Origin of the sequence: Staphylococcus warneri, from assembly GCF_900636385.1 — a bacterium.
GTDB classification, from domain to species: Bacteria; Bacillota; Bacilli; order Staphylococcales; family Staphylococcaceae; genus Staphylococcus; species Staphylococcus warneri.
Window position 1 is genome coordinate 485,840 of sequence record NZ_LR134269.1, and the last position, 25,600, is coordinate 511,439.

Consider the following 25,600-nt stretch of genomic DNA (forward strand, 5'->3'; position numbering starts at 1 on the left):
ATCGTTTTTCCAATATGCAATAGCATCAAATCTCGACCTTTTATGGATATTGTAAAAATTTGATGAAGATGATGGATAACTAGATAGTTAAAGGTGACACTGGGTATGGTCATATAAGATGAAATAATTTTGAATATTTAAAAGATATGAATGATAAAAAAGTTGTCTGAATAGGCTTGTTTTTTACGAGAGTAAGGTATATAATTTTTAATCGTAATAATTACTATTTAGGAGGAACGACATGAAAAGAAAATTAAGTTTATTGTTACTTATTCCTCTTATGATATTAGCACTTGCTGCATGTGGCAACGGTGATGATCATAAAAAAGGAGATAAGTTAAAAGTTAATACAACAGTATATCCGTTAAAATCATTTACAGAACAAATTGGTGGTAAATATGTAGATGTTAAATCAATTTATCCAGCGGGCGCAGATTTACATAGTTATGAACCTACTCAAAAAGATATGATGAGTGCGGCAAAATCTGATTTATTCATTTATACTGGTGACGATTTAGACCCAGTAGCTAAAAAAGTGGCTTCAACAATTAAAAAAGATGATAAAAAATTATCTCTACAAGATAAAATCAGCAAAAATGATTTATTAGCAGATCATCATCATGAAGGTGAAGAAGAACATCATGGCGAAGAAGAACATCACCATCATGGTAAATATGACCCACACATTTGGTTAGATCCTAAGATGGACCAAACATTCGCTAAAGAAATTAAAGATCAACTTGTGAAAAAAGACCCTGATCATAAGAAATATTATGAAAAGAACTATAAAAAATTAAACAAAGATTTAGAGAATATTGATAAAGACATGAAAGACGCGACTAAAGGTAAAAAAGGTAATGCAGTATTTATCTCTCATGAATCTTTAGGTTATCTTTCTAATCGTTATGGATTCGAACAAGTAGGCGTTCAAAATATGAGTGCAGAAGATCCATCACAAAAGGATCTTACAAACATTGTGAAAGAAATTAAAAAGAATAAAGTAGAATACATTTTATATGAAGAAAATGTATCAAATAAGATTACTGATACAATTAGAAAAGAAACAGATGCGAAACCATTAAAATTCAACAATATGGAATCTGTAACTAAAGAACAACAAAATGAAAAAGGTCTTTCATACCAATCATTAATGAAAGAAAACATTAAAAACATTAAAAAGGCTTTAAATAGTAAAATTAAAGTAAAAGATGAAGACCATGAGCATGAACACGAACATGAACACTAAATAATATATTGAGAAATACAGAGCACTTCAGATGTTAGAACTTGATTCTAGCATGTTGAGGTGCTTTTTATGGTTCAATCTTTAGTAACTTCTATTCTATTTTGCTATGATAGATTTGTTTTAAATTATCAAAATTTAGGAGAATATCTATGACTATTAAAGTTGAAAAAAATAAAATTATCTTTTCAAGAACATTCACAGGAACGATTCATGAACTATTTAACGCATATACACAAGAAGATTTGTTTAAACAATGGTTTCATCCAGAAGGTGCTTCTACGGAAGTATTTGAATTTAATGTAGAAGAAGGAGGACATGCATTTTTTGCTATACACACGCCCGATATGACAAGTTACACGCGTTCAGAATACAAAAAAATTGAAAAACCTAATTACATTGAATACTTAGACTTTTTCGCTACACCAGATGGCGACAAAGATCCTAATATGCCAGGTATGCATATTGTAATTGAATTTGAGGAAAAGCAACCTAATCAAACTACAGTGACGTCAACTTCTGTATTACCTTCGGAAGAAGCTGCTCAACAAGCGCTTGATATGGGCGTCGAAGAAGGTATGAATTCAACATTGGACCAATTAGAAAAACTATTGAAATCATAATTGTAAATAAATTGTACCAACTGTGGATTTGTAAATGGGTGTATTATTGAAGTGGAATCTTATTTAAAAGAGGTTGATTTGATGAAAAGACGATATTTAATCGTGTTGGGATTATACTCAATAACTCATTTTATTTCGGCGGTTGTCATTAATTCCAAATGTTTTGCTAACCAATATGTACGTTTTATATTAAGAACGTTATTAGGGTATAGTATTTTTGCATCAGGATTACATTATTTTTCAAAATTAAAACGAAAATAATGGGATCGCTAATATTTAAATATGGACTGGGGTGGGGACAATGGTTGAGTGTCTGCCTCAGTTTTTTTATTTAGTTTTTATTAGATTAATTGGTAAAGTCAAAAGGGAAATGTTAGATGAGACAATCATTAAATTGAAATGTAAAACTGATTCTATCAAATATTTATAAATAACTTAAAAAGCATTTTATCATTTGTTAAAAAATTACCACTATTCATCATCTTTATTTCTTCATATAATGAATATGAAATAAATGATTTTAAAAAGATGGGAGTAATTGAGAATATGATGGAAAATCGAAAAACTACCGAAGATACATACGCAACTAAGTCTATTATGGAAGCGGTAGTAAGCCAAGCGCAAATGAAAGAAGTCATGGCTGATCAAACACCTATGCGTTATGCGTTAAAAGCAATGATGGCAGGATTCTTGTTATCTATTGTCACGGTATTTATGCTAGCTATTAAAACACAATTTGCTGCTACACAAATTGATGGCTTAATTAATTTGCTTGGTGCCATTGCATTTAGTTTAGCCTTAGTATTAATTGTATTAACGAATTCAGAATTACTAACAAGTAATTTTATGTATCTAACAGTAGGTTGGTATTATAAAGCAATACGTTTGAATAAAGTCATATGGATATTTACATTTTGCTTTATCGGTAATGTACTGGGTGGAATCATCTTATTTTTCTTAATGGAATATGCACATGTAATGACTCCAGAAATGACGGATGCACTAACTGAAACTGTACAAAAGAAAACAGAAGCATCAACATGGTTAAATATATTAGTAAAAGGTATTTTCTGTAATTTCTTTATTAATATAGGTATCTTTGTATCTATGCAATTTAAAGAAGGATTAACCAAAGCATTCTTTATTGCTTGTGGAGTAGTTGTGTTTGTCTTCATGGGTTATGAACACGTTGTCTTTAATGCCGGTTTATTCTCAGGTATGCTATTTTTCAATATTGATGGAATGTCAGGTTTAGGCGTTTTGAAAAATATTGTATTTGCTTTAATAGGTAATTATATTGGTGGCGGTATCTTTGTTGGATTAGTTTATGCTTATTTAAATGGTCAACGTTCACAATTAAAATAATGATCTTTGTGTAAGGGAGTGGGACAGAAATCATAAAGAACCACTAATCATTGATTATGTAGTCGTTCTCACGCATTAGCCACAGCTAATGTGTACTTTAAAATAGGAACACATATGTGTAAGTCAACTACTGCCTAAATATGAATGTAACTTGAAATATATTTATGTCCTAGCCTGTTAATTTTTATGACGAGTTATCAAACAAGTTGATTGACTCTTGTCGTTTTTCTTTTTACGCTTAATGTCATGAATAGAGAAAACGAAGGACGTGAAGAGAATGAGTAACGTGAATATAAGAATTGCAGATCAAAATGATGTTGTACCGATTCATCAACTTATGTATGAAGCCTTTACGCCATTAAGGGAATTAGGCATTGATTGGCCATCAGTGAATGCCACAGAGGAAATGGTAGCAGACAACATCAAACATAATACAACATTTGTATTAGAATTGAACGATACAATCATCTCAACGATTACCGTACGATATCCTTGGGGGAGTGTCAGAAGTATTTCTGGTTATCCGTTCGTTTGGTGGTTTGCCACACAACCAGAATTCGATGGACAGGGCTATGGTAGTCAATTGTTAAAATACGTAGAAGAAGATTTTTTAAGAGATACATTAAAGGCCTCAGCAGTCACATTAGGAACATCCGCGCGATTACATCCTTGGTTATTAAGTATTTATGAAAAAAGAGGATATGAAATATATGCTGAACATGAAAACGATGACGGTGATTTAGGTGTGATTATGAGGAAAATATTAATTCCTGAACGCTTTGAAGAAAAGATTCTAGGACAACCACCATTTTAAAAAAGTCATCACAAAGAGTTAAAAATAGCCAGTAAATGAATTGAAACATTCATTTACTGGCTATTTTAATTTTATTAAAAGTTCGAGGATTTATTATTTTTTATCTACTTTGTAATCAATTAGATAAATAGACTCTGGTGTTACATTGAAGTTTTTCACATTTTTACTTACACCGTCAATTTGGTCATTGTACGTTATATAACTATTTGGAATGTCTTTGTCTGACGTTTTCAATATTTGATTCGTTAGTTGCTCACGTTCTGTTTGACCGAATGTGTGGTTTAATTGTTTGATTTGTTGAGTAACCTCTTTATTGTCATAATTACCTTTATTATTTGCGCCTTTTGGTAAGTAAGCAGTATTAAAGAAATAACCTGTATCTCCTCTAGGAACTGTTAAGTAACTATACATAGAAGCATCCCATGCATCTTTATCTTTCAAATATCCTTCGATATCATCTACGTTTCTTAATTTTACTTCAATGTTTGCTTTTTTAGCTTCAGATTGAATAACTTGTCCAATCTTAGGTAATTCAGGTCTACCATCATAAGTAACCATATTGATTTTTAAAGGATGATCTTTAGTGTAGCCTTCTTTGGCTAATAGCTTTTTCGCTTTATTAATGTCTTGTGGCTGAACCTCGCTACCTTTAATATGCTTCAATCGATCATTAAATGGTCCAGAGGCTGGTTTGGCATAATCTTTGGACACATTCTTAGCAATTTCTTTACGATTAATAACTGCATCAAATGCTTCTCGAACATTTTTATTCATTTTTTTGCTGTCGTGATTATAAAGTAATAAATGAGTTCTGAAACCAGATGTACTTTGAATATTCGCTTTATTAGATTTTTTAACATCATTAATTTGAGCGATAGGTACATCTGTTGTTAAATCTGATTTGCCAGATAATAAATGGTTGACACGAGTATTGCCATCTTCATGATATGTGACATTGATTTTACTTAATTTAGGTGTACCTTGCCAATAATCTTTGTATTTTGATAGCTCTATCTTTTGTGACCGTTGATATTTGTCAATTTGGTACGGGCCTGTACCAACTGGTTGATCCGAAACTTTGCCTTTCGCTTGTGTGTCATAAATAGCTGCGAATGGACTCGCTAATTCGGATTTTAATTCAGGATAAGGTTCCTTGGTTTTGATTGTCACTTCTTGGCCTTTTGCAGTGATTTTATCAATAGGTAGAGATCCACTTAATAAGTCACTCTTTTTAACACCTTGTTCTAGACTACGTTTGACAGCATCTCCAGTTAATTTATGACCATTTTGGAAATGAATGTCATCTTTAATTTTTAGGGTAAGGGTATCATCAGATTTTTGTTTGAAGGATTTAACCAATAGGGGTTTAACTTTACCATCTTTAGACATTTTGAATAAAGATTCTAATGCACCGATTTTCACAGGTACATCCGTTTCATATGGCGCAATTGATGTTGTTTTTAATGGGATTTCAACATTAAGCGTATCTTTTTTATTTGTTGCATTATTGTTACAACTTGCTAAAATAAAGGATACTATAATTATCAGAATAGTAAATCTTTTCATGTCGTTTACTCCTCTCCATTGTCTAATCATGAAAATTTACTAAGTCGTTAATATGGCACGTACATATTGCATCGTTCGTTATGTATTTGAAATTGGTGCTAGTTGAAGTAGTACATATATTAACCACTAATATTTTAATTATATATCTTATTACATGTAATTTAAATCTTTATACATCTCTTTTTACAAAGTTAAATATTTTAATATGTTGTGTATATAACTTGTATAAGGGGATTCCCTAATTTTCACTAAAAATGTGAAATTAATCACAAAAACTCTACGAATTAGTTTACAATTCAAGTTGAAAGGATTGGTATTATGGTAGGCAACATTTTAGTGGCACATGGAATGAGAAAAGGAAATCAAAATAAAGCCTTAGAAGAATTCATTACAACTTTACTAAAAGATGAAGAGTACCATTACGAATTAGCATTTTTAGAGAGTGACACACAGAGTTTAGAAATAACAATGGAAAAGATGATCGAAAAAGGAATCACACAATTTAGAATTGTGCCGTTACTTATTTTTAGAGCGATGCATTATATTGGCGATATTCCTAACATACTATCAGAGATGAAAGTAAAGTATCCTCAAATTTCGAGTCAAATGAGTGAACCTTTAGGCACACATCCTTATATGAAATCACTAGTAGAAAGAAGAATAGAGGATGTGCATCTTGCTGATCAAGCCTCCAAGACAGCAACGGTTATTATTGCACACGGTAATGGTAGCGGCCGTTTTACAAAAGCACATGATGAACTTAAAGCATTTGTGGAAACCATCGACTCGAAGCGACCTGTATATGCAAGAGCTTTATATGGCGTTTTAACATTCAGGAATGATTTAGACGAGATATCAAAACAATATGATGAATTAATTATCGTGCCACTCTTTTTATTTGATGGAAGATTGGTCAATAAAGTAAAACGATTCATTGATGACATGGATATTCATTGTAAACTACACATTACACCGTCAATCAATTTTGATGACGCATTGAGACTTATTATACGAGAACGTCTTGAAGCACTCCAATTTTAAAAATAACAACATGTGCCTTTATATCCAATCCTTTAAATAACTTATCTATAGTGATAAAGGGGCATATATATGACTAAAAACAAATTAGTGATGATAGGAAATGGCATGGCTGGTTTGAGAACTATCGAAGAAATTTTGGATAGAGATCCGCAACGTTTTGAAATTACCATTATCGGTAAAGAAGCCTATCCAAATTATAATAGAATCATGTTATCTAATATTTTACAAAATAAAATGACTGTAGAAGAAACAATCATGAATTCATATGACTGGTATGCAGAACATGACATTAAATTGGTTAATAACGATCCAGTGACGATATTAGATAGAGAAAAAAAGACAGTTTTAACTGAGAGTGGGCAATCCTTTGAATATGATCAATGTATAATTGCCACAGGTTCAAAAGCATTTGTTTTACCTATTCCAGGATCTGATTTACCAAGTGTTATTGGGTGGCGAACAATTGATGATACTAAACGCATGATGGAGATAGCTCAAACTAAACATAAAGCAATTGTTATAGGTGGGGGCCTATTAGGATTAGAATGTGCTAGAGGGTTATTAGACCAAGGTATGGAGGTAACCGTAGTACATTTAGCAGAATGGCTTATGGAAATGCAATTGGATCGAAAAGCAGGTCAAATGCTAAAAAATGATTTGGAACAACAAGGTATGCGATTTGAATTACAAGCGAATACCCAAGAAATTCTCGGTCATGAAGATGTTGAGTCCGTTAGATTAGCAGATGGACGTGTGTTAGAAGCGGACTTAGTTGTTATGGCGGTAGGTATTGGACCTTATACTGAGGTAGCTAAAGCGGCTGGTTTAGACGTTAATAGAGGTATTATCGTTAATGAATTTATGCAAACAAATGATCCAAATATCTTTGCTGTGGGAGAATGTGCAGAATGTGAAGGTAAAGTATATGGTTTAGTTGCACCATTATATGAACAAGGTATCGTTTTAGCAGACTATTTAACAAATAAGGAAACTAATGGTTATCATGGCTCTACTACATTTACCTCTTTAAAGGTATCAGGGTGTGATTTATATAGTGCAGGTATTATTGAAGAAACTGACGATATTCATGGTATAGAGATATTTAATAGTATCGATAATAATTATAAAAAAGTATTTTTAAAAGATGGAGAAGTTGTCGGTGCAGTGTTATATGGGAATACAGATGATGGTTCTCGCTTCTATAACATGATGAAAAAGCACGAATCTATCGAAGACTATACGTTGGTCTCTTTATTAACAAAAGGTGGAGAAGCTGCCAATGTATCTATTGAGGATATGGCAGATGACGAAACAATTTGTGGTTGTAATGGTGTCAATAAAGGCACAATTGTAGAAGCGATTACTAAAAATGGATTAACGTCTGTAGCTGAAGTTACAAAAATGACTAAAGCAGGAAATTCATGTGGGAAATGTAAAGGCCAAATCGCAGACATTCTACAATATGCATTAGGTGATGATTTTATAGCCTCTAAACCAACTGGTATATGTGCTTGTACGGATTTATCACGAGATCAAATTGTTACTCAAATTAGAGCAAAAGGACTCAAAACATCTAAAGAAGTGAGACATGTACTCAACTTCAAAGATAAAAATGGATGTCCAAAATGTCGTCCAGCTATCAACTACTATTTGAACATGATATATCCATATGAGCATAAAGATGAAAAAGAATCACGATTTGCCAATGAACGTTATCATGCAAATATTCAAAATGACGGTACATTCTCCGTCATCCCCCAAATGCGCGGTGGTGTTACAGATGCAGATCAACTTATTAGACTAGGGGAAGTCGCTAAAAAATATAATGTACCACTTGTTAAAGTTACAGGATCTCAACGTGTGGGATTATATGGATTGAAAAAAGAAGAACTACCAAGCGTATGGGAAGACTTAGGCATGCGTTCTGCTTCAGCTTATGGTAAAAAAACACGTTCAGTTAAAAGTTGTGTTGGTAAAGAATTCTGTAGATTTGGAACACAATATACGACTCAACTTGGTATTAGATTAGAGAAAACATTTGAATATATTGATACCCCACATAAATTCAAAATGGGTGTATCAGGATGCCCTAGAAGTTGCGTAGAATCTGGTGTGAAAGATTTTGGTGTGATATCAGTAGAAAATGGTTTCCAACTCTATATCGGAGGTAATGGCGGTACTGAAGTAACAAAAGGACAATTACTAACTACTGTAGAAACAGAAGATGAAGTGATTCGTATTTGTGGTGCATTGATGCAATATTATCGTGAAACTGGAATATATGCTGAAAGAACTGCGCCTTGGTTAGAACGTCTTGGTTTTGAAAATGTGAAAGAAGTATTGTTAGACCCCGAACGTCAACAAGCACTTTTCGATAGAGTGATGGAAGCGAAACAAGCGATCCAAGAGGAACCTTGGCAAGCAATCGTAAATGATAAAGCATCACAAAAAATCTTTGAAGTTGAGAGGGTTTAATCATGAAACATATGGAGAAAATTAAAGTGTCCCGTATAGATGAGTTAACACCATTAATTGGTAAGAAAGTATTCGTAAACGATAAAGAGATTGGTTTGTTTTTAACAAATGAAGGAGAGATATTTGCAGTCAATAATATTTGTCCTCATAAAGAGGGGCCTTTGTCAGAAGGTACTGTTAGTGGAAACTATGTTTATTGTCCTTTACATGACCAAAAAATTGATCTTAAGACAGGTGATGTTCAGGAACCAGATACTGGTTGTGTAGAAACGTATCCAGTAGAAGTCGTAGATGGAGATATTTTTATATGCCTTTAAATCGATACGGAACTGTCTACTTAGTAGGTGCAGGTCCTGGTGATCCTAATTTATTAACTAAAAGAGCGCAAAGACTCATTGAAAATGCAGATATTATATTATACGACAGATTGGTTAATCCCTTTATATTGCAATATGCTAAACCAGATATAGAAATCATTGATGTTGGTAAGAAACCATATACTAAACATATTCAACAAGAGGCCATTAATCAAAAAATGATTGAAGCGGCAAGTAAACATCATCATGTGGTTAGGCTTAAAGGAGGCGACCCTGCTATATTTGGACGTGTCCAAGAAGAAGTAGAAGCTTTAGTTGAATTAAATATCAACTTTGAAATAGTGCCGGGGATAACATCGGCAAGTGCAGCAGCACAATCCATGAACTTAGGTCTAACAATGAGAAGTATAGCTAAAAACGTTACTTTTTCAACAGGTCATTTTAAGGATTCAAAAGATAATGACATTGATATCAGTACATTAATAAATAAAGGAACGCTAGCTGTTTATATGGGGGTTAAACGACTACCTAGAATTATTTCGCAAATCAGACAGTATACATCGTATGATTACCCAATCGCAATTGTTTTCCGTGCCTCACTTTTTGATGAACAAGTATTGACTGGAAATATAAGTAATATCGAACAAAAGTTAAACCAGTATAAAGTAGAAGGATTACCAGGCATTTGTATCATTGGAGATATCATCAGCTATTCACAACCCCAAATTAAGACTAAGAATAAAGAAAAAATATATATTGTAAAAGGCGATAGAAACCAAGCATTAGAAAAATGTGAATTACTATATGAGCAAGGTTATGGATGCATGATAGAAGTAGATGAGACGTATCATTATTCTCAACAAGCATTATACAAATCAGTGTTAAAGCAGTATACACATCAGTTTATTGAATTATAAGCACAAAATGAATATTAATGATAAAGCAGTGTCTATCTAGAATAGGCACTGCTTTTTTGTAGTAGGGAATTTATAAGTGCAATTAGGACATTCCCTAATATATAAATATTGTGAAAAAATGTACAATCTAATTGAAAAGATTGGAACGCATAGATGAAGTAAAGGTCTAGGAGGATATTTATGGGCAAATTTGGATTGAATTTTTTTAAACCAACTGAAAAGTTTAATGGTAATTGGTCAGTACTTGAAAGTAAAAGCAGAGAATGGGAAAAAATGTACCGTGAACGTTGGAGTCACGATAAAGAAGTGAGAACTACCCACGGCGTGAATTGTACTGGGTCTTGTTCATGGAAAGTTTTTGTTAAAAATGGCGTCATAACATGGGAAAATCAACAAACAGATTATCCTAGTTGTGGTCCAGATATGCCAGAATATGAACCGAGAGGATGCCCAAGAGGTGCCTCATTTTCATGGTATGAATATAGTCCATTAAGAGTTAAATATCCCTATATCAGAGGGCAGCTCTTAGAATTATGGCAAGAAGCACTTGAAGAAAATCATGGAAACAAAATTGCTGCATGGGCATCTATTGTAGAAGATGAAGAAAAAGCCAAACGTTATAAACAAGCGCGTGGTATGGGTGGTCATGTACGATCAAATTGGAAAGATGTAACTGATATTATCGCTGCTCAATTACTATATACCATTAAAAAAGATGGTCCAGATAGAATAGCAGGATTCACGCCTATTCCAGCGATGTCTATGGTGAGCTATGCAGCTGGTGCACGATTCATTAATTTGTTGGGTGGAGAAATGTTGAGTTTTTATGATTGGTATGCCGATTTGCCACCAGCATCACCTCAAATATGGGGGGAACAGACAGATGTCCCTGAATCAAGTGATTGGTATAACGCTGCTTACATGATTATGTGGGGTTCAAACGTACCATTAACAAGAACTCCAGATGCACATTTCATGACAGAAGTACGATATAAAGGAACTAAAGTCATTTCTATCGCACCAGATTATGCTGAAAATGTAAAGTTTGCAGATAATTGGCTGGCGCCTAATCCAGGTACTGATGCTGCAGTTGCTCAAGCAATGACACATGTTATTTTACAAGAATATTATATCAATAATCCTAATTCACGATTTATTAATTATGCTAAACAATATACAGATATGCCTTTTATATTAATGTTAGATCAAGATGAAAATGGTTTGAAAGCAGGCCGATTTTTAAGAGCAAGTGATCTTGGACAAGATACAACAAACGGAGAATGGAAGCCTGTGTTATTTGATAACTTATCAAATCAACTAGTTGTTCCAAATGGCACGATGGGGCAACGCTGGGAAGATGGTAAACAATGGAATCTTAAATTAGAAGATGAAGCAGGCAATGATATTCAACCTAGTCTATCCATGGATGAAAGTGATTTTGAATTACAACAAATTCAATTTCCATATTTTGATAGCAATGGCGACGGTGTCTTTGAACGACCTATACCTACTAAGAAGATTAAATTAGCTAATGGTGATGAAAGATATATTACTACTGTATATGATTTGATGATAAGTCAATATGGTATCAAACGTTTTAATCATGAATTAGAAGCAACGGGATATGACGATGCACATTCTAAATATACGCCTGCCTGGCAAGAAAACATTACAGGTATAAAATCTAGCCTAGTCATTCAAGTTGCAAAAGAATTTGCTCAAAATGCTATAGACACAGAAGGACGCTCAATGATTATTATGGGAGCTGGTATCAACCATTGGTTTAATTCCGATACAATTTATCGTTCTATTTTAAATTTAGTTATGTTATGTGGCTGTCAAGGTGTCAATGGTGGTGGTTGGGCACACTATGTTGGACAAGAAAAATGTCGACCTATCGAAGGATGGAATACGATTGCATTTGCTAAAGATTGACAAGGGCCTCCACGCTTACAAAATGGGACAAGTTGGTTCTATTTCGCAACAGATCAATGGAAGTATGAAGAATCAAATGTTGATAAATTGAAATCACCTTTAGCGAAGCATATAAAACATCAACATCCAGCTGATTACAATGTGACAGCAGCTAAATTAGGCTGGTTGCCTTCGTATCCACAGTTTAATAAGAATAGTTTGTTATTCGCTGAAGAAGCCAAAGAAAATGGTGATGATTCAAATGAAGCCATCTTACAACGTGCGATTAATGAAGTGAAAACGAAGGAAACAAAATTTGCAGTAGAAGATCCTGATTTAAGAAAAAACCATCCTAAAACATTATTCGTATGGCGTTCTAATTTAATTTCTAGTTCTGCTAAAGGACAAGAATATTTTATGAAACATTTATTAGGTACAAAATCAGGATTATTAGCATCACCAAACGAAGATGATAAACCTGATGAAATTCAGTGGAGAGAAGAAACAACAGGTAAATTAGATTTACTCGTATCGCTCGATTTTAGAATGACAGCGACGCCATTATATTCAGATATTGTTTTACCAGCAGCAACTTGGTATGAAAAGCATGACCTTTCTTCTACTGATATGCATCCTTATGTTCATCCATTTAATCCAGCCATAGATCCATTGTGGGAGTCTCGATCCGATTGGGATATTTATAAAACACTCGCTAAAGCAGTGTCAGAAATGGCGAAGGATTATCTACCAGGTACATATAAAGATGTCGTAACAACACCATTAGGTCATGATTCTAAACAAGAAATAGCCACACCATTAGGTATAGTAAAAGATTGGTCTAAAGGTGAGATAGATGCCATACCAGGTAAAACAATGCCTAACTTTACCATCGTAGAACGTGATTACACATTAATTTATGATAAGTATGTTTCTGTTGGACCGAAATTAGAGACAGATAAAGTAGGGGCGCATGGTGTTAGTTTTAGCGTGAAGGAACAATACGAAGAATTAAAAAGTATGCTAGGGACTTGGAATGATAAAGATCCTAAATCTATCAAAAATGATAAACCTAGAATTCACTCTGCTCGAAATGTAGCAGATGCAATGTTAAATCTTTCATCAGCTACAAATGGCAAATTATCACAAAAATCTTATCAAGATTTAGAAAAACAAACAGGTATGACGCTAACTGACATTTCAAGTGAACGTGCGTCTGAAAAAATAACATTTTTAAATATTGGTTCTCAACCTAGAGAAGTTATTCCAACAGCAGTGTTCCCTGGCTCAAATAAAAATGGACGACGTTATTCACCATTTACAACAAATATAGAAAGACTCGTACCATTTAGAACGTTAACTGGTCGTCAAAGTTACTATATTGATCATGAGATTTTCCAACAATTTGGAGAAAGTTTGCCTATTTATAAACCTACATTACCACCAATGGTATTTGGTACTAAGGATAAGCAAATTAAAGGCGGTACTGACACTTTAATATTGCGATACTTAACACCGCATGGCAAATGGAATATTCACTCTATGTACCAAGACAATAAACATATGTTGACGTTATTTAGAGGTGGACCAACAGTATGGATTTCTGATGAGGATGCAGTTGAACATGACATTCAGGATAACGATTGGTTAGAAGTATATAACCGAAATGGTGTCGTTACAGCGAGAGCTGTCATTTCACACAGAATGCCTAAAGGTACTATGTTTATGTATCATGCACAAGATAAACATATTCAAACACCTGGTTCTGAAATTACTGATACTAGAGGTGGTTCACACAATGCACCAACACGAATTCATTTGAAACCAACACAACTCATAGGTGGCTATGCTCAAATTAGTTATCATTTCAATTATTATGGACCAATTGGAAATCAAAGAGATGTATATGTAGCAGTAAGAAAGATGAAGGAGGTCAATTGGCTTGAAGATTAAAGCGCAAATAGCAATGGTGTTGAATTTAGATAAATGTATAGGTTGTCACACTTGTAGCGTTACCTGCAAAAACACATGGACAAATCGACCTGGTGCAGAATATATGTGGTTTAATAATGTTGAAACAAAGCCTGGTACAGGTTATCCCAAACGTTGGGAGGATCAAGAGCACTATAAAGGCGGCTGGGTATTGAATCGGAAAGGGAAATTACAACTTAAATCTGGTAGTAAGTGGTCTAAAATAGCACTTGGAAAGATTTTCTATAACCCTGATATGCCATTGATTCAAGATTATTATGAACCCTGGAATTATAACTATGAGCATTTAACAACAGCTAAGGCAGGTCAACACTCTCCAGTAGCAAGAGCCTACTCTGTTATTTCTGGTGAAAATATGGATATTGAATGGGGACCTAACTGGGAAGACGATTTAGCTGGTGGTCATGTGACTGGGCCTAAAGATCCTAATATTCAAAAGATAGAAGAAGATATCAAGTTTCAATTTGATGAAACATTTATGATGTATCTACCAAGATTATGTGAACATTGTCTTAATCCAAGCTGTGTTGCGTCTTGTCCATCAGGTGCTATGTATAAAAGAGATGAAGATGGCATCGTTTTGGTTGATCAAGATGCATGTCGTGGATGGCGTTATTGTATGACTGGATGTCCTTATAAAAAAGTCTATTTTAACTGGAAAACGAATAAAGCTGAAAAATGTACATTTTGTTTTCCTAGAATTGAAGCAGGCATGCCTACAGTTTGCTCAGAAACTTGTACAGGTCGAATGAGATATTTAGGCGTATTATTATATGACGCTGACAGAGTAGAAGAAATGGCATCAACTGAAAATGAAAAAGAATTATATGAAAAGCAATTGGAACTATTCTTGGACCCATTTGATGAAGCAATCATTGCACAAGCTGAAAAAGATGGTATTAATCATGAATGGATTGAAGCGGCACAACAGTCACCGATTTATAAATTAGCCATTGAATATAAATTAGCATTCCCATTGCATCCAGAGTATAGAACAATGCCAATGGTGTGGTATTGTCCACCATTAAGTCCAATTATGAGTTACTTTGAAGGTAAAAATTCAGAACAAAATCCGGATATGATTTTTCCTGCCATAGAAGAAATGCGCTTACCGATAGAATACTTAGCGAATATGTTTACAGCAGGTGCCACTAAGCCGGTCAAACAAGCACTACAAAAAATGGCTATGATGAGAAGTTATATGAGAGCACAGGTGACTCAAAAAGATTTTGATGTTGAACGTCTAACGCAACTAGGTCTTACTGAACGACAAACGAAAGATATGTATCGATTATTAGGTTTAGCCAAATATGAAGAACGATTTGTGATACCGACAACACATAAAGAAACTTATTTAGATACGTATCACGCTCAAGGTTCGCAAGGTTATGGTGGCGAAAACTTTGGTGTGAATTGTGAAGGATGCGGCGTCGCAGTTGCTACGGACAAGTCAGGTCAAGACATTTATAACGAGCGTTTCTATGGAGGGATTTTCCGTGATTAACTTTGACAATTTATATCGATATCAAGACAGTTTAGGATATATCGCAATGCAATTATGCTTCCCTGAGAAAAAGACATTTAATGAAAATATATTTAACGAAGTTATCGATCCTAGTCATCCGGGGTATCAAGATCTATTAGCATTTAGAGAACAGATGATGCAATATACGTTATCTGAAATTCAACAAATATATACAGATACCTTTGATTTTAGCAAAAAAGCCCCTTTATATATGACATATAATCAATTTGATACGCAAAAAGAGCGAGGGCAAATGTTAGCAAAACTTAAAGTATTGTACGAAATGTTTGGTTTGAAAATGGTAGATAATGAACTGTCAGATTATCTACCGTTGATGCTACAATTTTTACAAACTATAGAATGGCGTGGTGATGAAAGGGCAGAAGAAAATATTCAATTAGTCATTATGATTATTGAAGATGGAACATATGTCATGGCAAATGAACTTGGAAAACTCAACCATCCATATGGTTATGTCATTCAAGCATTAAGAAAGACGTTGAAATTATGTTTACAAGTGCCAGAAGGGGTGGCTCTGCATGATTAATCAATTTTTATGGGTCATATATCCATACTTATGTATCGCTATATTTATCATCGGACACATTGCTAGATTTAAGTATGACCAGTTTTCTTGGACTGCAAAGTCTAGCGAATTAATTGAAAAAAAGAGATTGAAATGGGGAAGCTTACTATTTCATTTAGGCGTAATTCCCGTTTTCTTTGGACATGTCGTTGGTCTTGTCATACCGAAATATTGGATGGATTCATTAGGTGTTAGTGAACATATGTATCATTTTGGGGCAGTATATATTGGTAGTATTTTTGGTATAATGACGTTAATAGGTATGTTGTTACTTACCGCTAGAAGAATTACAATCAAAAATGTGAGACGTTTAAGTTCATTTTCAGATATTTTTGTTAATATTCTTTTATTAATCATTATCTTCATGGGATGTTACTCTACAATAGTTACGAATATGATGCATATCGAATTTAATTATCGTGAAACCATTTCAGTTTGGTTTAGACAACTCTTTATGTTTAAACCTCATGCAGATTTGATGACCAATGTACCATTGCAATTTAAATTGCATATGTTATTAGGGTTTACCATTTTTGCGTGTTGGCCATTTACGCGTTTAGTTCATGTATGGAGTGTACCCTTATCATATACAAATAGAAGGTACATTATTTACCGAAAAAATAAACTATAGTAATTCAAGGGTGGAAATAGTATGATGCCAGATTCAATGTTTGAAAGCCAAAATTTTCAAGAAAATATTGATAGAATTAGATTAGAACAAGGTTTTGATTTTGCAGCGTTAGCTTTTTATGAATCAGCGAGCACCTTTTCACCTATAAAATGGCAATATGTGTCAGGCAATAAGAATGATAGATATAAATTGATTATTTTGCGTAAAGGGCGAGGTCTAGCTGGTAATGTGATGAAAACGGGAAAGAGAATGGTAATTGCTAATGTAGACATGGCTTTAACACCTGATGAAAAGGTTAAGTTTCCTATATTACTCAGTGAAAATTTAACCGCGGTCATAGCGATTCCACTTTGGTATCAACAACAAGTGTATGGTGTCATGTTGTTTGGCCAAAGAAATCATAAACCATTACCAATAAATGTGTATGATATAGATATTTATGAACAATTAGGGATATTTAATGAAGAAATTTAGGTGATTAACTTGACGGTTAATAATGAACAACTTGAAGTGTTGTTAAGACGTTATTTTGAAAGTACAAATGAGAAGATTGTTTTTGTAAATAATAACGGAAAAGTCATAGCAATGAATGAAGCAGCTAAAGAGGTCATTTCGGAAGAAGAAAATTATAGTGCGATGACAAATGCGATATGCAGACGATGCGAGGGTTACACGAATGAGTATGACTTACAGTCATGCAAAGATTGCTTTTTAGATGTAGAACAACCTCATCACTCTCAATTCCAAGTATTTATGAAAACAAAAAACAGAAAAATCGCACCATTTACAGCTTCTTACATTACAATTGATCCGGTTAAAGGCATCAACGCATTTACTTTGCAAGATGTTGCACCTCAAATTGAACGACAAGAAAAAATGAATCAACGTCGAATGATGAGAAAAACAATTTCTGCACAAGAAAATGAACGTAAGTGTATATCTAGAGAATTACATGATAGTGTTATTCAAGAAATGTTGAATATTGATGTTCAATTACGTTTGTTAAAATATCAACAAGATAAAGAGAAGATATTAGATGATGTTAAAAATATTGAAGGATTAATGTCACAACTCGTTGATGATGTCCGACATTTATCAGTTGAATTGCGTCCTGCATCCCTTGATGATTTAGGACTAGAGGCAGCATTTAAATCGTATTTTAAACAATTCGAAGAAAATTATGGTATGCAAATCAATTATGTTTCTAACATTGTCAATCATCGATTTGATAGTGAAGTGGAAACAGTCGTTTATCGAGTTGTTCAAGAGGCTGTATATAACGCTTTAAAATATGCTGGTGTTAGTGAAGTAGAAGTCACTATTCAGCAAAATGAATTGACTTTAATCGCTGAAATTATTGATCGAGGACAAGGATTTGATCCATCTTCCAAGCCAAGAGGATCTGGACTAGGGTTATATGGAATGAAAGAGCGATCAGAACTTGTTGAAGGGAATTTAAACATAGAAACGCATATAGGTAAAGGAACGATTATTACTTTAGAAGTACCACTGTAAATTAATTTTTGGGGGAATAATGTTGAAAATAGTTATTGCCGATGATCATGCAGTTGTTAGAACCGGTTTCTCTATGATATTGAATTATCAAGAGGATATGGAAGTAGTTGCTACCGCTGCTGATGGTGTAGAAGCCTATCAAAAAGTCATGGAGTTTAAACCTGATGTGCTATTAATGGACTTAAGTATGCCACCAGGTGAATCTGGACTTATCGCAACGAGTAAAATTCATGAAAGTTTTCCTGAAACTAAGATTTTAATCTTAACGATGTATGATGATGAAGAGTATTTATTTCATGTATTGAGGAACGGTGCGAAAGGTTATATTTTGAAAAACGCACCTGATGAACAACTATTGCTTGCTATTAGAACGGTTTATAATGGTGAGACATATGTGGATATGAAATTAACAACCTCATTAGTCAATGAATTTGTAAACAGTAGTAATCAGGAATATACAGATACATCAGATCCATTCAAAGTGTTATCCAAAAGGGAATTAGAGATATTGCCATTAATAGCAAAAGGCTACGGTAATAAAGAAATAGCAGAAAAACTATTTGTATCAGTGAAAACAGTAGAAGCACATAAAACACACATTATGAACAAACTAGAATTAAAATCAAAACCAGAACTCGTAGAATACGCCATGAAAAAGAAACTATTAGAATTTTAGAGCCCCTTATCGCTATAGCGATTAGGGGCTCTTATGCCTTAGCGAAGCTAAGGCGAACCGAAGAGAATGATCGCTATAGCGATTAGGGGCTCTAATGCATTTAAAGAAGTACTTCCATTTTAATGGTTAGTACTTCTTACGCAGTAGTGAAAGCTACTGTGATCCTTAAAAGTACTTCCATTTTAATGGTTAGGGGCAGTGGATGACTGGTAAGTTACTACGTGATACTTGTAACTCACCTAGTCATCATGTGCCGGGGAAGAAAGACGAAATGTAAAATTTCTGTTCTTCACCCTCTTACGCAGTAGTGAAAGCTACTGTGATCCTATTAATAGGGGAATTACTTATATAAATAAGGGATTATCCTAATGTTCAGTTTTTCACAAAGTAGATAAAATCAAATTAAGATTAGTTCTATGTTCATTAATACTGCTATTAAAAGGCAGGCCCACATAGTACTAATAAATAAATGAATTCGACGAGGGTGAAAATATGGACAAGACAAAAGGTGGATTTCAACTCACATTACAAACACTTAGCTTAGTGGTTGGTTTTATGGCTTGGAGTATTATTTCTCCATTAATGCCGTTTATTTCTCAAGACATTAAAATATCAGCGGGACAACTATCCATTATTTTAGCAATACCCGTAATTTTAGGATCAATATTACGTGTCCCTTTTGGTTATTTAACTAATATTGTTGGAGCCAAATGGGTGTTTTTCTGTAGCTTTATAGTGCTTTTATTTCCAATTTACTTTTTAGGACAAGCACAATCACCAAAAATGATGATGATATCTGGATTCTTTCTTGGTGTTGGTGGTGCCATCTTCTCTGTAGGTGTTACATCAATTCCAAAATATTTTCCAAAAGATAAAGTAGGATTAGCAAATGGTATCTATGGTATGGGAAATATAGGGACAGCCATTTCATCCTTTTTAGCACCGCCAATTGCAGGGATTATTGGTTGGCAAGCAACGGTTAGAAGTTATTTGGTTATTATTGCTATATTTGCAGTATTAATGTTTATATTTGGGGATAATCGTGAGCCTAAAGTAAAAGTGCCACTAATAGCTCAAATGAAAATCTTATTTAAAAATTATAAACTATACTATACAAGTCTTTGGTACTTTATTACATTTGGTGCGTTTGTAGCCTTTGGACTATTTTTGCCAAACTATCTTGTACAACATTTTGGTATAGATAAAGTAGATGCAGGTATTCGTTCAGGTATATTTATTGCTTTAGCGACTTTCTTGAGACCAGTCAGAGGTATACTAGGTGATAAATTAAATGCAGTTAAAGTTCTGATGGTAGATTTTGTCATTATGATTATAGGTGCATTAATTTTAGGATTTTCTAATCACATCGCATTATTTACCATTGGATGTTTAATGATAAGTGTATGTGCAGGTATTGGTAATGGTCTTATTTTTAAATTAGTACCTTCATATTTTGCGAAAGAAGCTGGATCAGCAAATGGTATTGTATCAATGATGGGGGGGCTTGGTGGCTTTTTCCCACCATTAGTAATCACATATGTTACAGGTATGACTGGTTCAAGTCATTTAGCATTTATCTTTTTAGCTGTTTTTGGACTTATCGCATTAATCACAATGGTTCATTTAAATAAAAAAGAAGCATAAATAAATAACACCCTCATCATGGTTATACCGTGACGAGGGTGTTATATTTTGATTTATAATATAGAAATAGTTGTTGCGTCTTCAGATTCTTGTTGTTGTTTAGGTAAGCGAATGTTTAAGACGCCATCTTCAAATGTTGCTTTGATTAAATCTTTATCTACATCTTCAAATTCAAATCGACGCACAAGTTCTCCGTTAGAGCGTTCATTCAATTGTGCTTGTCCATTATGAGGCTCTAAATACTTATTAGCTTTAATCGTTAATGTATGATGATCAAAAGTTAATGATATATTTTCCTTTTTAACGCCTGCAAGTTCAGCTTCTATTAAATAATGATCGCTTTCATTATATAAATTAGCTGGAAATGCTTGTGTTGAAAACTGATTAAAAACTTGTTTACCTAAGTCTCTAAACATATCAGTAGGGTCATTTTTCAAAAATGAATTATTAAAGAAGTCGTTACTAGGCATACTATTCGCTCCTTTTGATTAACTAAATTTGAATCATATTTAATTGTAAATTCATTATATGTACTGTTTAGGGTGAGGTAAAGTAAAAAGGATTCATGGAGTGATTACTCGTTCTAGAGAATATAGACAAAAGCTTACAATATGAAACATTGGTTCACATAACTTGGATTTACATGAATAAAAGAAAGATATGAATGTTGAGGGAAAGTTTACTTTTGTCTTTTTCTCTATAGAAGTATTACTTTTCCGTGGATTTATCAAAGTTTTTAGAAACAAACATTTGAAGATGGTTGATTAATTCTTTAGCTTCGTTAACGTCGATATCAAATTCGCCAAATACTTTTAATGACACTTCAGATAATGGTTTTTTAATACTTTTACCATGATCTGTCAGTGAAATTTGAAGATTTCTTTCATCTTTTTCTTCACGAGTTCGAACAACGTAATTTTTCTTTTCTAATTTTTTTAGTAATGGTGTTAAAGTGCCTGAATCTAAGAAAACTCTATCACCTAAAGTTTTGATGTTAAGTTTCTCATCTTCTTCAATCGCCATTAGCACTATATAACCAGTGTACGTGAGTTCGTATTCCTTTAAATAACTAGAATACTTTTTGATTATTTCTTTTGATGAAACATAGAATAAAAAGCATAATTGTTTGCTTAAATAACTATTTTCTACATACATTAAATCACTCCTTGTTAAGCTAACAATATTATGAAGTGTATGACTTGTCAAGTGCCGTTTGAAGTGATATAGGCAAATTGCTTTTCATTTAAAAATTACAAAATTATAATAAAAATTAATTGTTTTGAAATATCAAACGACTTATAAAGAAAGAGGAGAACTTAATGGAAAGAATCTCAAAATTTGATGATGTATTAAAAGGAAGAAAATCTGTAAAAGTATTTGATACTGAATATAAAATTAGTCACGAAGAAATGGATGAAATGATTCAAAAAGCAACTAAGGCACCATCATCCGTAAATATGCAGCCGTGGAGAATAATGGTAGTAGATTCGGATGAAGGTAAAGAAAAAATCTTACCCTCATTTGGGATGAACTCAAGACAAGTGAATACATCGTCCGCGATGATTATTGTTTTTGGTGACTTGAAAAATTATGAAAAAGCTGAACAAATTTATAGTGACGCAGTAAGTAAGAAACATATGACTGAAGAAATTAAAGATAAAATGTTAAGTTGGGTCCTTCCTCATTATAAAGGGTTATCTAGAGAAGGTATGAAAGATATCGTCAATATTGATAGTAGTTTAATGGCTATGCAATTCATGCTTGTAGCTAAATCTCATGGCTATGATACGAATCCAATCGGTGGATTTGATAAAGCTAATATTGCAGACGTGTTAGGTTTAGATAGTGAGCGTTTTGTACCTGTGGTAGCTATTGCAGTAGGTAAAGGTGCACAAGAAGCACATGACTCAGTACGTTTACCACTTGAAGATGTTAGACAATATCTATAATAAACTTGAACAAAATTTTTAAGTGCAAAATTCAGATAAGAATATTTTGTTACAAAAGTTTTATAAGACTTTAAAAATGTATGCTTTTCGTTCATACTAATTAAGATAAGGCAAAAGGAGTCTATAAAATGAGTAGGAAACAGAAATTAATTAGAATCGCTATTATATTAATCATTTCATTAGTTTTAGCATTTGCATTTTTCTTCGCACTTAAAACATATCAAGGCCATAAAAATATTGAAATGGTCGATAGTTATCTTAAAGAACATCATTTAAAAGATAAGATAAAAAAAGAAGAAACTTTGTATAGCGCTAAAAAAGGTGTCTATTATAAGGAAGTTATTTATAAAGACGAGCCTAAAGTAACTTATGTCATACAGCCGATAAGTACAAGAAAAGGTATCTTTGCAGAAGGTTTTGATACTGAAACTAAGAAAAGTTTAAAAAGTGCCAAACACAATTACTTTAATAAAAATTATAAACCTTCAAATTAATCTAAATAATTTTAGGTTATCGATTGAAAAAATCGGTAACCTTTTTTTCTTATTGTGTAAGTTTGATATTAGGCTAGAATTATGATTATAACAATGAAAGTGAAAAAAATAACCGTAGTAAAATACTCTGGTTTCACAATTATTTAGAAATTTCAACACAATTATTTGTATTTGTTATTTAAAAAATTATAGCTATTTTTAAGTTATCTGATATAATTAAGTGATGTCAGATGAAGGGGAGTTTGCAATATGGCTCTATTCAAGAGAAAAATTAGCCTTCCAGTGCAAGTATTAATTGCGTTGGTTCTAGGTGTTGTCGTTGGACTTATATTATATGGAAATGAAGAAGCGGCTAACTACATAAAGCCATTTGGAGACGTCTTTTTAAATTTAATTAAAATGATCGTTATTCCAGTTGTGTTCTGTTCTTTAGCGTTATCTATTTCGAACGTAGGGGAGTCGAAAACCGTAGGTCGCTATGGATGGAAAACAATACTTTACTTTGAGATTATAACAACAATCGCTATTGGTCTTGGGATTATCTTCGGTAACTTGTTTAAACCAGGTTCTGGACTTGATCCATCAAAACTACCAAAGGGCGATATTTCTAAATATCAATCATCTGCACACGCTGCAGAACAATCTACATATGGTAACCATTTTATTGATACCATTGTAAACATTGTACCTACAAACTTTTTTGAAGCTTTAACTAAAGGAGAATTATTACCAATCATCTTCTTTGCTGTATTCTTCGGTTTAGGCTTAGCTGCCATCGGTGAAAAAGCAGAACCAGTTAAATCTTTCTTAAATGGTACATTAGAAGCAGTTTTCTGGATGATTAACAAAATTTTAAAATTAGCACCATTAGGTGTCTTTGCATTTATTTGTACAACAATTATTACATTTGGTGCATCAGCTTTACTTCCTCTACTTAAACTTGTATTAGTTGTCGTCTTCGCGATGGTATTCTTTGTAGTTGTAGTATTAGGAATTGTAGCAAGAATGTGTGGCATAAGTATTTTCTCAATTATGAAAATACTAAAAAGTGAAATTCTTTTAGCCTTTTCAACATCAAGCTCAGAAGCTGTATTACCAGTAATGATGAAAAAGATGGAAAAATTTGGTTCACCAAAAGAAATTACATCATTTGTTATACCAATTGGATATACATTTAACTTAGACGGTTCAGCATTGTATCAGTCAATCGCTGCTTTATTCGTCGCACAAATGTATGGTATGCATTTAACGTTAACAGAACAAATTGTGTTAATGTTAACATTAATGCTTACATCAAAAGGTATGGCGGCAGTTCCAGGTACTTCAATCGTTGTTTTATTAACAACATTAGGTGCAATGGGATTACCAGCTCAAGGACTTGCATTAATCATAGGAGTTGACCGTTTATTAGACATGGTACGTACAGTCGTTAACGTTATGGGTAACGCTTTATCAACTGTAGTTATCGCAAAATGGGAAAACTTATATGATAAGAAACAAGGCCAAGAGTATTTAAAATCACTATAAAATAACAAATCTGACATTTTTAGAGCCCCTTATCGCATTAGCGATTAGGGGCTCTTATGCATTAGCGCAAGCTAAGGCGAACCGAAGAAGAAAATCGCATTAGCGATTAGGGGCCCTTATGCATTTAAAGAAGTACTTCCATTTTAATGGTTAGTACTTCTTACGCAGTAGCGCAAGCTACTGTGATCCTTAAACGTACTTCCATTTTAATGGTTAGACTTATGAGAATACGACAAATATATATACAAAGAAAAGGAAGCAAGTCATCAGGACTTGCTTCCTTTTTAACTACATATGCATATGTCCCATATCATGGATTTGAGTCATTAATCCGTGAGGTACATCATCATGATCTACTTTTTTCACTTTTGCAATTTTGCCAGTTTTTTCATTTTTAGTAATCATAACGAAATCTTCTTTTTTAACAGATACTTTTGCATCTGAAGGAAGTTTAACATTCTTTTCAATTTTTTCGTCTTTTTCACTAATCATTTTATCAATTGTAGTATCATTTTTCATAACACCATAGTATGTTTCTTTCTTGCCACCAGCCATCATTACGACAACTAAAACAATACATACAATTAACATAATTGCGATAAGACCAAAACCAAGTCCTTTTTTACTCTTCATTTTATATATTCTCCTTTAGTATTGTTGTTTTCTATTTCATTTATACAGAAAATTAGAGTAATTTGCAATTAAATTCAAAATATAAGTGTTTATTATTAATTGAAAAATTCATAAAATATACGTATTTGTGGTTCATTAACGTAAAAATATTGACAA

General features: G+C 33.2%; 23 protein-coding genes and 1 pseudogene. 20 read left to right on the plus strand and 4 right to left on the minus strand.

The window, feature by feature from the left end:
• Positions 1 to 241: 241 nt before the first annotated feature.
• The 5 genes from EL082_RS02210 to EL082_RS02230 all read left to right on the plus strand — a co-directional run bounded on the left by EL082_RS02210 (position 242) and on the right by EL082_RS02230 (position 4,045).
• Positions 242 to 1,246, plus strand: a complete 1,005-nt coding sequence (locus tag EL082_RS02210; protein WP_002465472.1) for a metal ABC transporter solute-binding protein, Zn/Mn family — start codon at positions 242 to 244, stop codon at positions 1,244 to 1,246.
• A 149-nt stretch (positions 1,247 to 1,395) separates the two neighbouring features.
• Positions 1,396 to 1,866, plus strand: a complete 471-nt coding sequence (locus EL082_RS02215) for an SRPBCC family protein (protein WP_002465462.1) — start codon at positions 1,396 to 1,398, stop codon at positions 1,864 to 1,866.
• A gap of 81 nt (positions 1,867 to 1,947) precedes the next feature.
• Positions 1,948 to 2,127, plus strand: a complete 180-nt coding sequence (locus EL082_RS12015; RefSeq protein WP_080567105.1) for a hypothetical protein — start codon at positions 1,948 to 1,950, stop codon at positions 2,125 to 2,127.
• A 285-nt stretch (positions 2,128 to 2,412) separates the two neighbouring features.
• Positions 2,413 to 3,231, plus strand: a complete 819-nt coding sequence (locus tag EL082_RS02225; RefSeq protein ID WP_015364724.1) for a formate/nitrite transporter family protein — start codon at positions 2,413 to 2,415, stop codon at positions 3,229 to 3,231.
• A 277-nt stretch (positions 3,232 to 3,508) separates the two neighbouring features.
• Positions 3,509 to 4,045: a GNAT family N-acetyltransferase gene (locus tag EL082_RS02230; RefSeq protein WP_002465459.1), complete on the plus strand. Its 537-nt coding sequence runs from the start codon at positions 3,509 to 3,511 to the stop codon at positions 4,043 to 4,045.
• A 93-nt stretch (positions 4,046 to 4,138) separates the two neighbouring features.
• Here the strand turns inward: EL082_RS02230 and nikA are convergent, their stop codons facing one another.
• Positions 4,139 to 5,611, minus strand: a complete 1,473-nt coding sequence (nikA, locus tag EL082_RS02235) for a nickel ABC transporter substrate-binding protein (RefSeq protein ID WP_050969304.1) — start codon at positions 5,609 to 5,611, stop codon at positions 4,139 to 4,141.
• A gap of 318 nt (positions 5,612 to 5,929) precedes the next feature.
• Here nikA and EL082_RS02240 point away from each other — a divergent pair, with 318 nt between their 5' ends.
• The 12 genes and pseudogenes from EL082_RS02240 (at position 5,930) to EL082_RS02295 (ending at position 20,841) form a co-directional block, all read left to right on the plus strand.
• Positions 5,930 to 6,652, plus strand: a complete 723-nt coding sequence (locus EL082_RS02240; RefSeq protein WP_002465467.1) for a sirohydrochlorin chelatase — start codon at positions 5,930 to 5,932, stop codon at positions 6,650 to 6,652.
• 69 nt (positions 6,653 to 6,721) lie between these two features.
• On the plus strand, positions 6,722 to 9,127 hold the full coding sequence (nirB, locus tag EL082_RS02245; RefSeq protein ID WP_103286175.1) for a nitrite reductase large subunit NirB: 2,406 nt from the start codon (positions 6,722 to 6,724) through the stop codon (positions 9,125 to 9,127).
• Between the two features lie 2 nt (positions 9,128 to 9,129).
• Positions 9,130 to 9,444, plus strand: coding sequence for a nitrite reductase small subunit NirD (nirD, locus tag EL082_RS02250; RefSeq protein ID WP_002465474.1), 315 nt, complete (start codon positions 9,130 to 9,132; stop codon positions 9,442 to 9,444).
• On the plus strand, positions 9,435 to 10,361 hold the full coding sequence (cobA, locus tag EL082_RS02255; protein ID WP_002465465.1) for a uroporphyrinogen-III C-methyltransferase: 927 nt from the start codon (positions 9,435 to 9,437) through the stop codon (positions 10,359 to 10,361). Before nirD ends, cobA begins: the two co-directional genes overlap by 10 nt.
• 180 nt (positions 10,362 to 10,541) lie before the next feature.
• Positions 10,542 to 14,225 (plus strand): annotated as a pseudogene (locus tag EL082_RS02260) (nitrate reductase subunit alpha).
• A complete protein-coding gene (gene narH, locus EL082_RS02265; protein WP_015364729.1) occupies positions 14,215 to 15,768 on the plus strand; it encodes a nitrate reductase subunit beta in 1,554 nt (517 codons plus the stop codon). Before EL082_RS02260 ends, narH begins: the two are co-directional and overlap by 11 nt.
• Positions 15,761 to 16,336, plus strand: coding sequence for a nitrate reductase molybdenum cofactor assembly chaperone (narJ, locus tag EL082_RS02270; protein ID WP_002465466.1), 576 nt, complete (start codon positions 15,761 to 15,763; stop codon positions 16,334 to 16,336). The genes narH and narJ overlap by 8 nt, the downstream gene beginning before the upstream one ends.
• A complete protein-coding gene (gene narI / locus EL082_RS02275; RefSeq protein WP_002465461.1) occupies positions 16,329 to 17,006 on the plus strand; it encodes a respiratory nitrate reductase subunit gamma in 678 nt (225 codons plus the stop codon). The genes narJ and narI overlap by 8 nt, the downstream gene beginning before the upstream one ends.
• 21 nt (positions 17,007 to 17,027) lie before the next feature.
• Positions 17,028 to 17,480, plus strand: coding sequence for a nitrate respiration regulation accessory nitrate sensor NreA (nreA, locus tag EL082_RS02280; protein ID WP_002465468.1), 453 nt, complete (start codon positions 17,028 to 17,030; stop codon positions 17,478 to 17,480).
• A gap of 9 nt (positions 17,481 to 17,489) precedes the next feature.
• Entirely contained in the window at positions 17,490 to 18,521 is a 1,032-nt protein-coding gene (gene nreB / locus EL082_RS02285; RefSeq protein ID WP_103286174.1) for a nitrate respiration regulation sensor histidine kinase NreB, read from the plus strand.
• Between the two features lie 22 nt (positions 18,522 to 18,543).
• The gene (nreC, locus tag EL082_RS02290; RefSeq protein ID WP_015364730.1) at positions 18,544 to 19,197 is read left to right on the plus strand and encodes a nitrate respiration regulation response regulator NreC; all 654 of its coding nucleotides are present in this window, start codon (positions 18,544 to 18,546) and stop codon (positions 19,195 to 19,197) included.
• 492 nt (positions 19,198 to 19,689) lie between these two features.
• Positions 19,690 to 20,841 carry a nitrate/nitrite transporter gene (locus EL082_RS02295; RefSeq protein WP_103286173.1) on the plus strand — a complete coding sequence of 384 codons (1,152 nt, stop codon included), beginning with the start codon at positions 19,690 to 19,692 and terminating at the stop codon, positions 20,839 to 20,841.
• A 53-nt stretch (positions 20,842 to 20,894) separates the two neighbouring features.
• Here the strand turns inward: EL082_RS02295 and EL082_RS02300 are convergent, their stop codons facing one another.
• Complete coding sequence (locus EL082_RS02300) at positions 20,895 to 21,311, minus strand: Hsp20/alpha crystallin family protein (RefSeq protein WP_002467271.1); 417 nt, start codon at positions 21,309 to 21,311, stop codon at positions 20,895 to 20,897.
• 238 nt (positions 21,312 to 21,549) lie between these two features.
• Complete coding sequence (locus EL082_RS02305) at positions 21,550 to 21,996, minus strand: MarR family winged helix-turn-helix transcriptional regulator (protein ID WP_002450328.1); 447 nt, start codon at positions 21,994 to 21,996, stop codon at positions 21,550 to 21,552.
• 164 nt (positions 21,997 to 22,160) lie between these two features.
• On the opposite strand from EL082_RS02305, the gene EL082_RS02310 reads away from it, so the two are divergent.
• The 3 genes from EL082_RS02310 to EL082_RS02320 all read left to right on the plus strand — a co-directional run bounded on the left by EL082_RS02310 (position 22,161) and on the right by EL082_RS02320 (position 24,811).
• Positions 22,161 to 22,790 (plus strand): nitroreductase family protein, encoded by a 630-nt coding sequence (locus EL082_RS02310; protein WP_002467276.1) that lies wholly within the window; start codon positions 22,161 to 22,163, stop codon positions 22,788 to 22,790.
• A gap of 128 nt (positions 22,791 to 22,918) precedes the next feature.
• Positions 22,919 to 23,284, plus strand: coding sequence for a DUF3139 domain-containing protein (locus EL082_RS02315; RefSeq protein WP_002467273.1), 366 nt, complete (start codon positions 22,919 to 22,921; stop codon positions 23,282 to 23,284).
• A gap of 249 nt (positions 23,285 to 23,533) precedes the next feature.
• Complete coding sequence (locus tag EL082_RS02320) at positions 23,534 to 24,811, plus strand: cation:dicarboxylate symporter family transporter (RefSeq protein WP_002467272.1); 1,278 nt, start codon at positions 23,534 to 23,536, stop codon at positions 24,809 to 24,811.
• Positions 24,812 to 25,099: 288 nt separating this feature from the next.
• Here EL082_RS02320 and EL082_RS02325 read toward each other — a convergent pair whose 3' ends face one another.
• The gene (locus EL082_RS02325; protein WP_002467269.1) at positions 25,100 to 25,444 is read right to left on the minus strand and encodes a DUF4889 domain-containing protein; all 345 of its coding nucleotides are present in this window, start codon (positions 25,442 to 25,444) and stop codon (positions 25,100 to 25,102) included.
• Between the last annotated feature and the right edge of the window lie 156 nt (positions 25,445 to 25,600).

Bases quoted from the DNA above. Each gene is read 5' to 3' on its own strand.
- EL082_RS02210 (WP_002465472.1), top strand. From the start codon at position 242: ATGAAAAGAAAATTAAGTTTATTGTTACTTATTCCTCTTATGATATTA.
- EL082_RS02215 (WP_002465462.1), top strand. From the start codon at position 1,396: ATGACTATTAAAGTTGAAAAAAATAAAATTATCTTTTCAAGAACATTC.
- EL082_RS12015 (WP_080567105.1), top strand. From the start codon at position 1,948: ATGAAAAGACGATATTTAATCGTGTTGGGATTATACTCAATAACTCAT.
- EL082_RS02225 (WP_015364724.1), top strand. From the start codon at position 2,413: ATGATGGAAAATCGAAAAACTACCGAAGATACATACGCAACTAAGTCT.
- EL082_RS02230 (WP_002465459.1), top strand. From the start codon at position 3,509: ATGAGTAACGTGAATATAAGAATTGCAGATCAAAATGATGTTGTACCG.
- nikA (WP_050969304.1), bottom strand. From the start codon at position 5,611: ATGAAAAGATTTACTATTCTGATAATTATAGTATCCTTTATTTTAGCA.
- EL082_RS02240 (WP_002465467.1), top strand. From the start codon at position 5,930: ATGGTAGGCAACATTTTAGTGGCACATGGAATGAGAAAAGGAAATCAA.
- nirB (WP_103286175.1), top strand. From the start codon at position 6,722: ATGACTAAAAACAAATTAGTGATGATAGGAAATGGCATGGCTGGTTTG.
- nirD (WP_002465474.1), top strand. From the start codon at position 9,130: ATGAAACATATGGAGAAAATTAAAGTGTCCCGTATAGATGAGTTAACA.
- cobA (WP_002465465.1), top strand. From the start codon at position 9,435: ATGCCTTTAAATCGATACGGAACTGTCTACTTAGTAGGTGCAGGTCCT.
- narI (WP_002465461.1), top strand. From the start codon at position 16,329: ATGATTAATCAATTTTTATGGGTCATATATCCATACTTATGTATCGCT.
- nreA (WP_002465468.1), top strand. From the start codon at position 17,028: ATGATGCCAGATTCAATGTTTGAAAGCCAAAATTTTCAAGAAAATATT.
- EL082_RS02295 (WP_103286173.1), top strand. From the start codon at position 19,690: ATGGACAAGACAAAAGGTGGATTTCAACTCACATTACAAACACTTAGC.
- EL082_RS02300 (WP_002467271.1), bottom strand. From the start codon at position 21,311: ATGCCTAGTAACGACTTCTTTAATAATTCATTTTTGAAAAATGACCCT.
- EL082_RS02305 (WP_002450328.1), bottom strand. From the start codon at position 21,996: ATGTATGTAGAAAATAGTTATTTAAGCAAACAATTATGCTTTTTATTC.
- EL082_RS02310 (WP_002467276.1), top strand. From the start codon at position 22,161: ATGGAAAGAATCTCAAAATTTGATGATGTATTAAAAGGAAGAAAATCT.
- EL082_RS02315 (WP_002467273.1), top strand. From the start codon at position 22,919: ATGAGTAGGAAACAGAAATTAATTAGAATCGCTATTATATTAATCATT.
- EL082_RS02320 (WP_002467272.1), top strand. From the start codon at position 23,534: ATGGCTCTATTCAAGAGAAAAATTAGCCTTCCAGTGCAAGTATTAATT.
- EL082_RS02325 (WP_002467269.1), bottom strand. From the start codon at position 25,444: ATGAAGAGTAAAAAAGGACTTGGTTTTGGTCTTATCGCAATTATGTTA.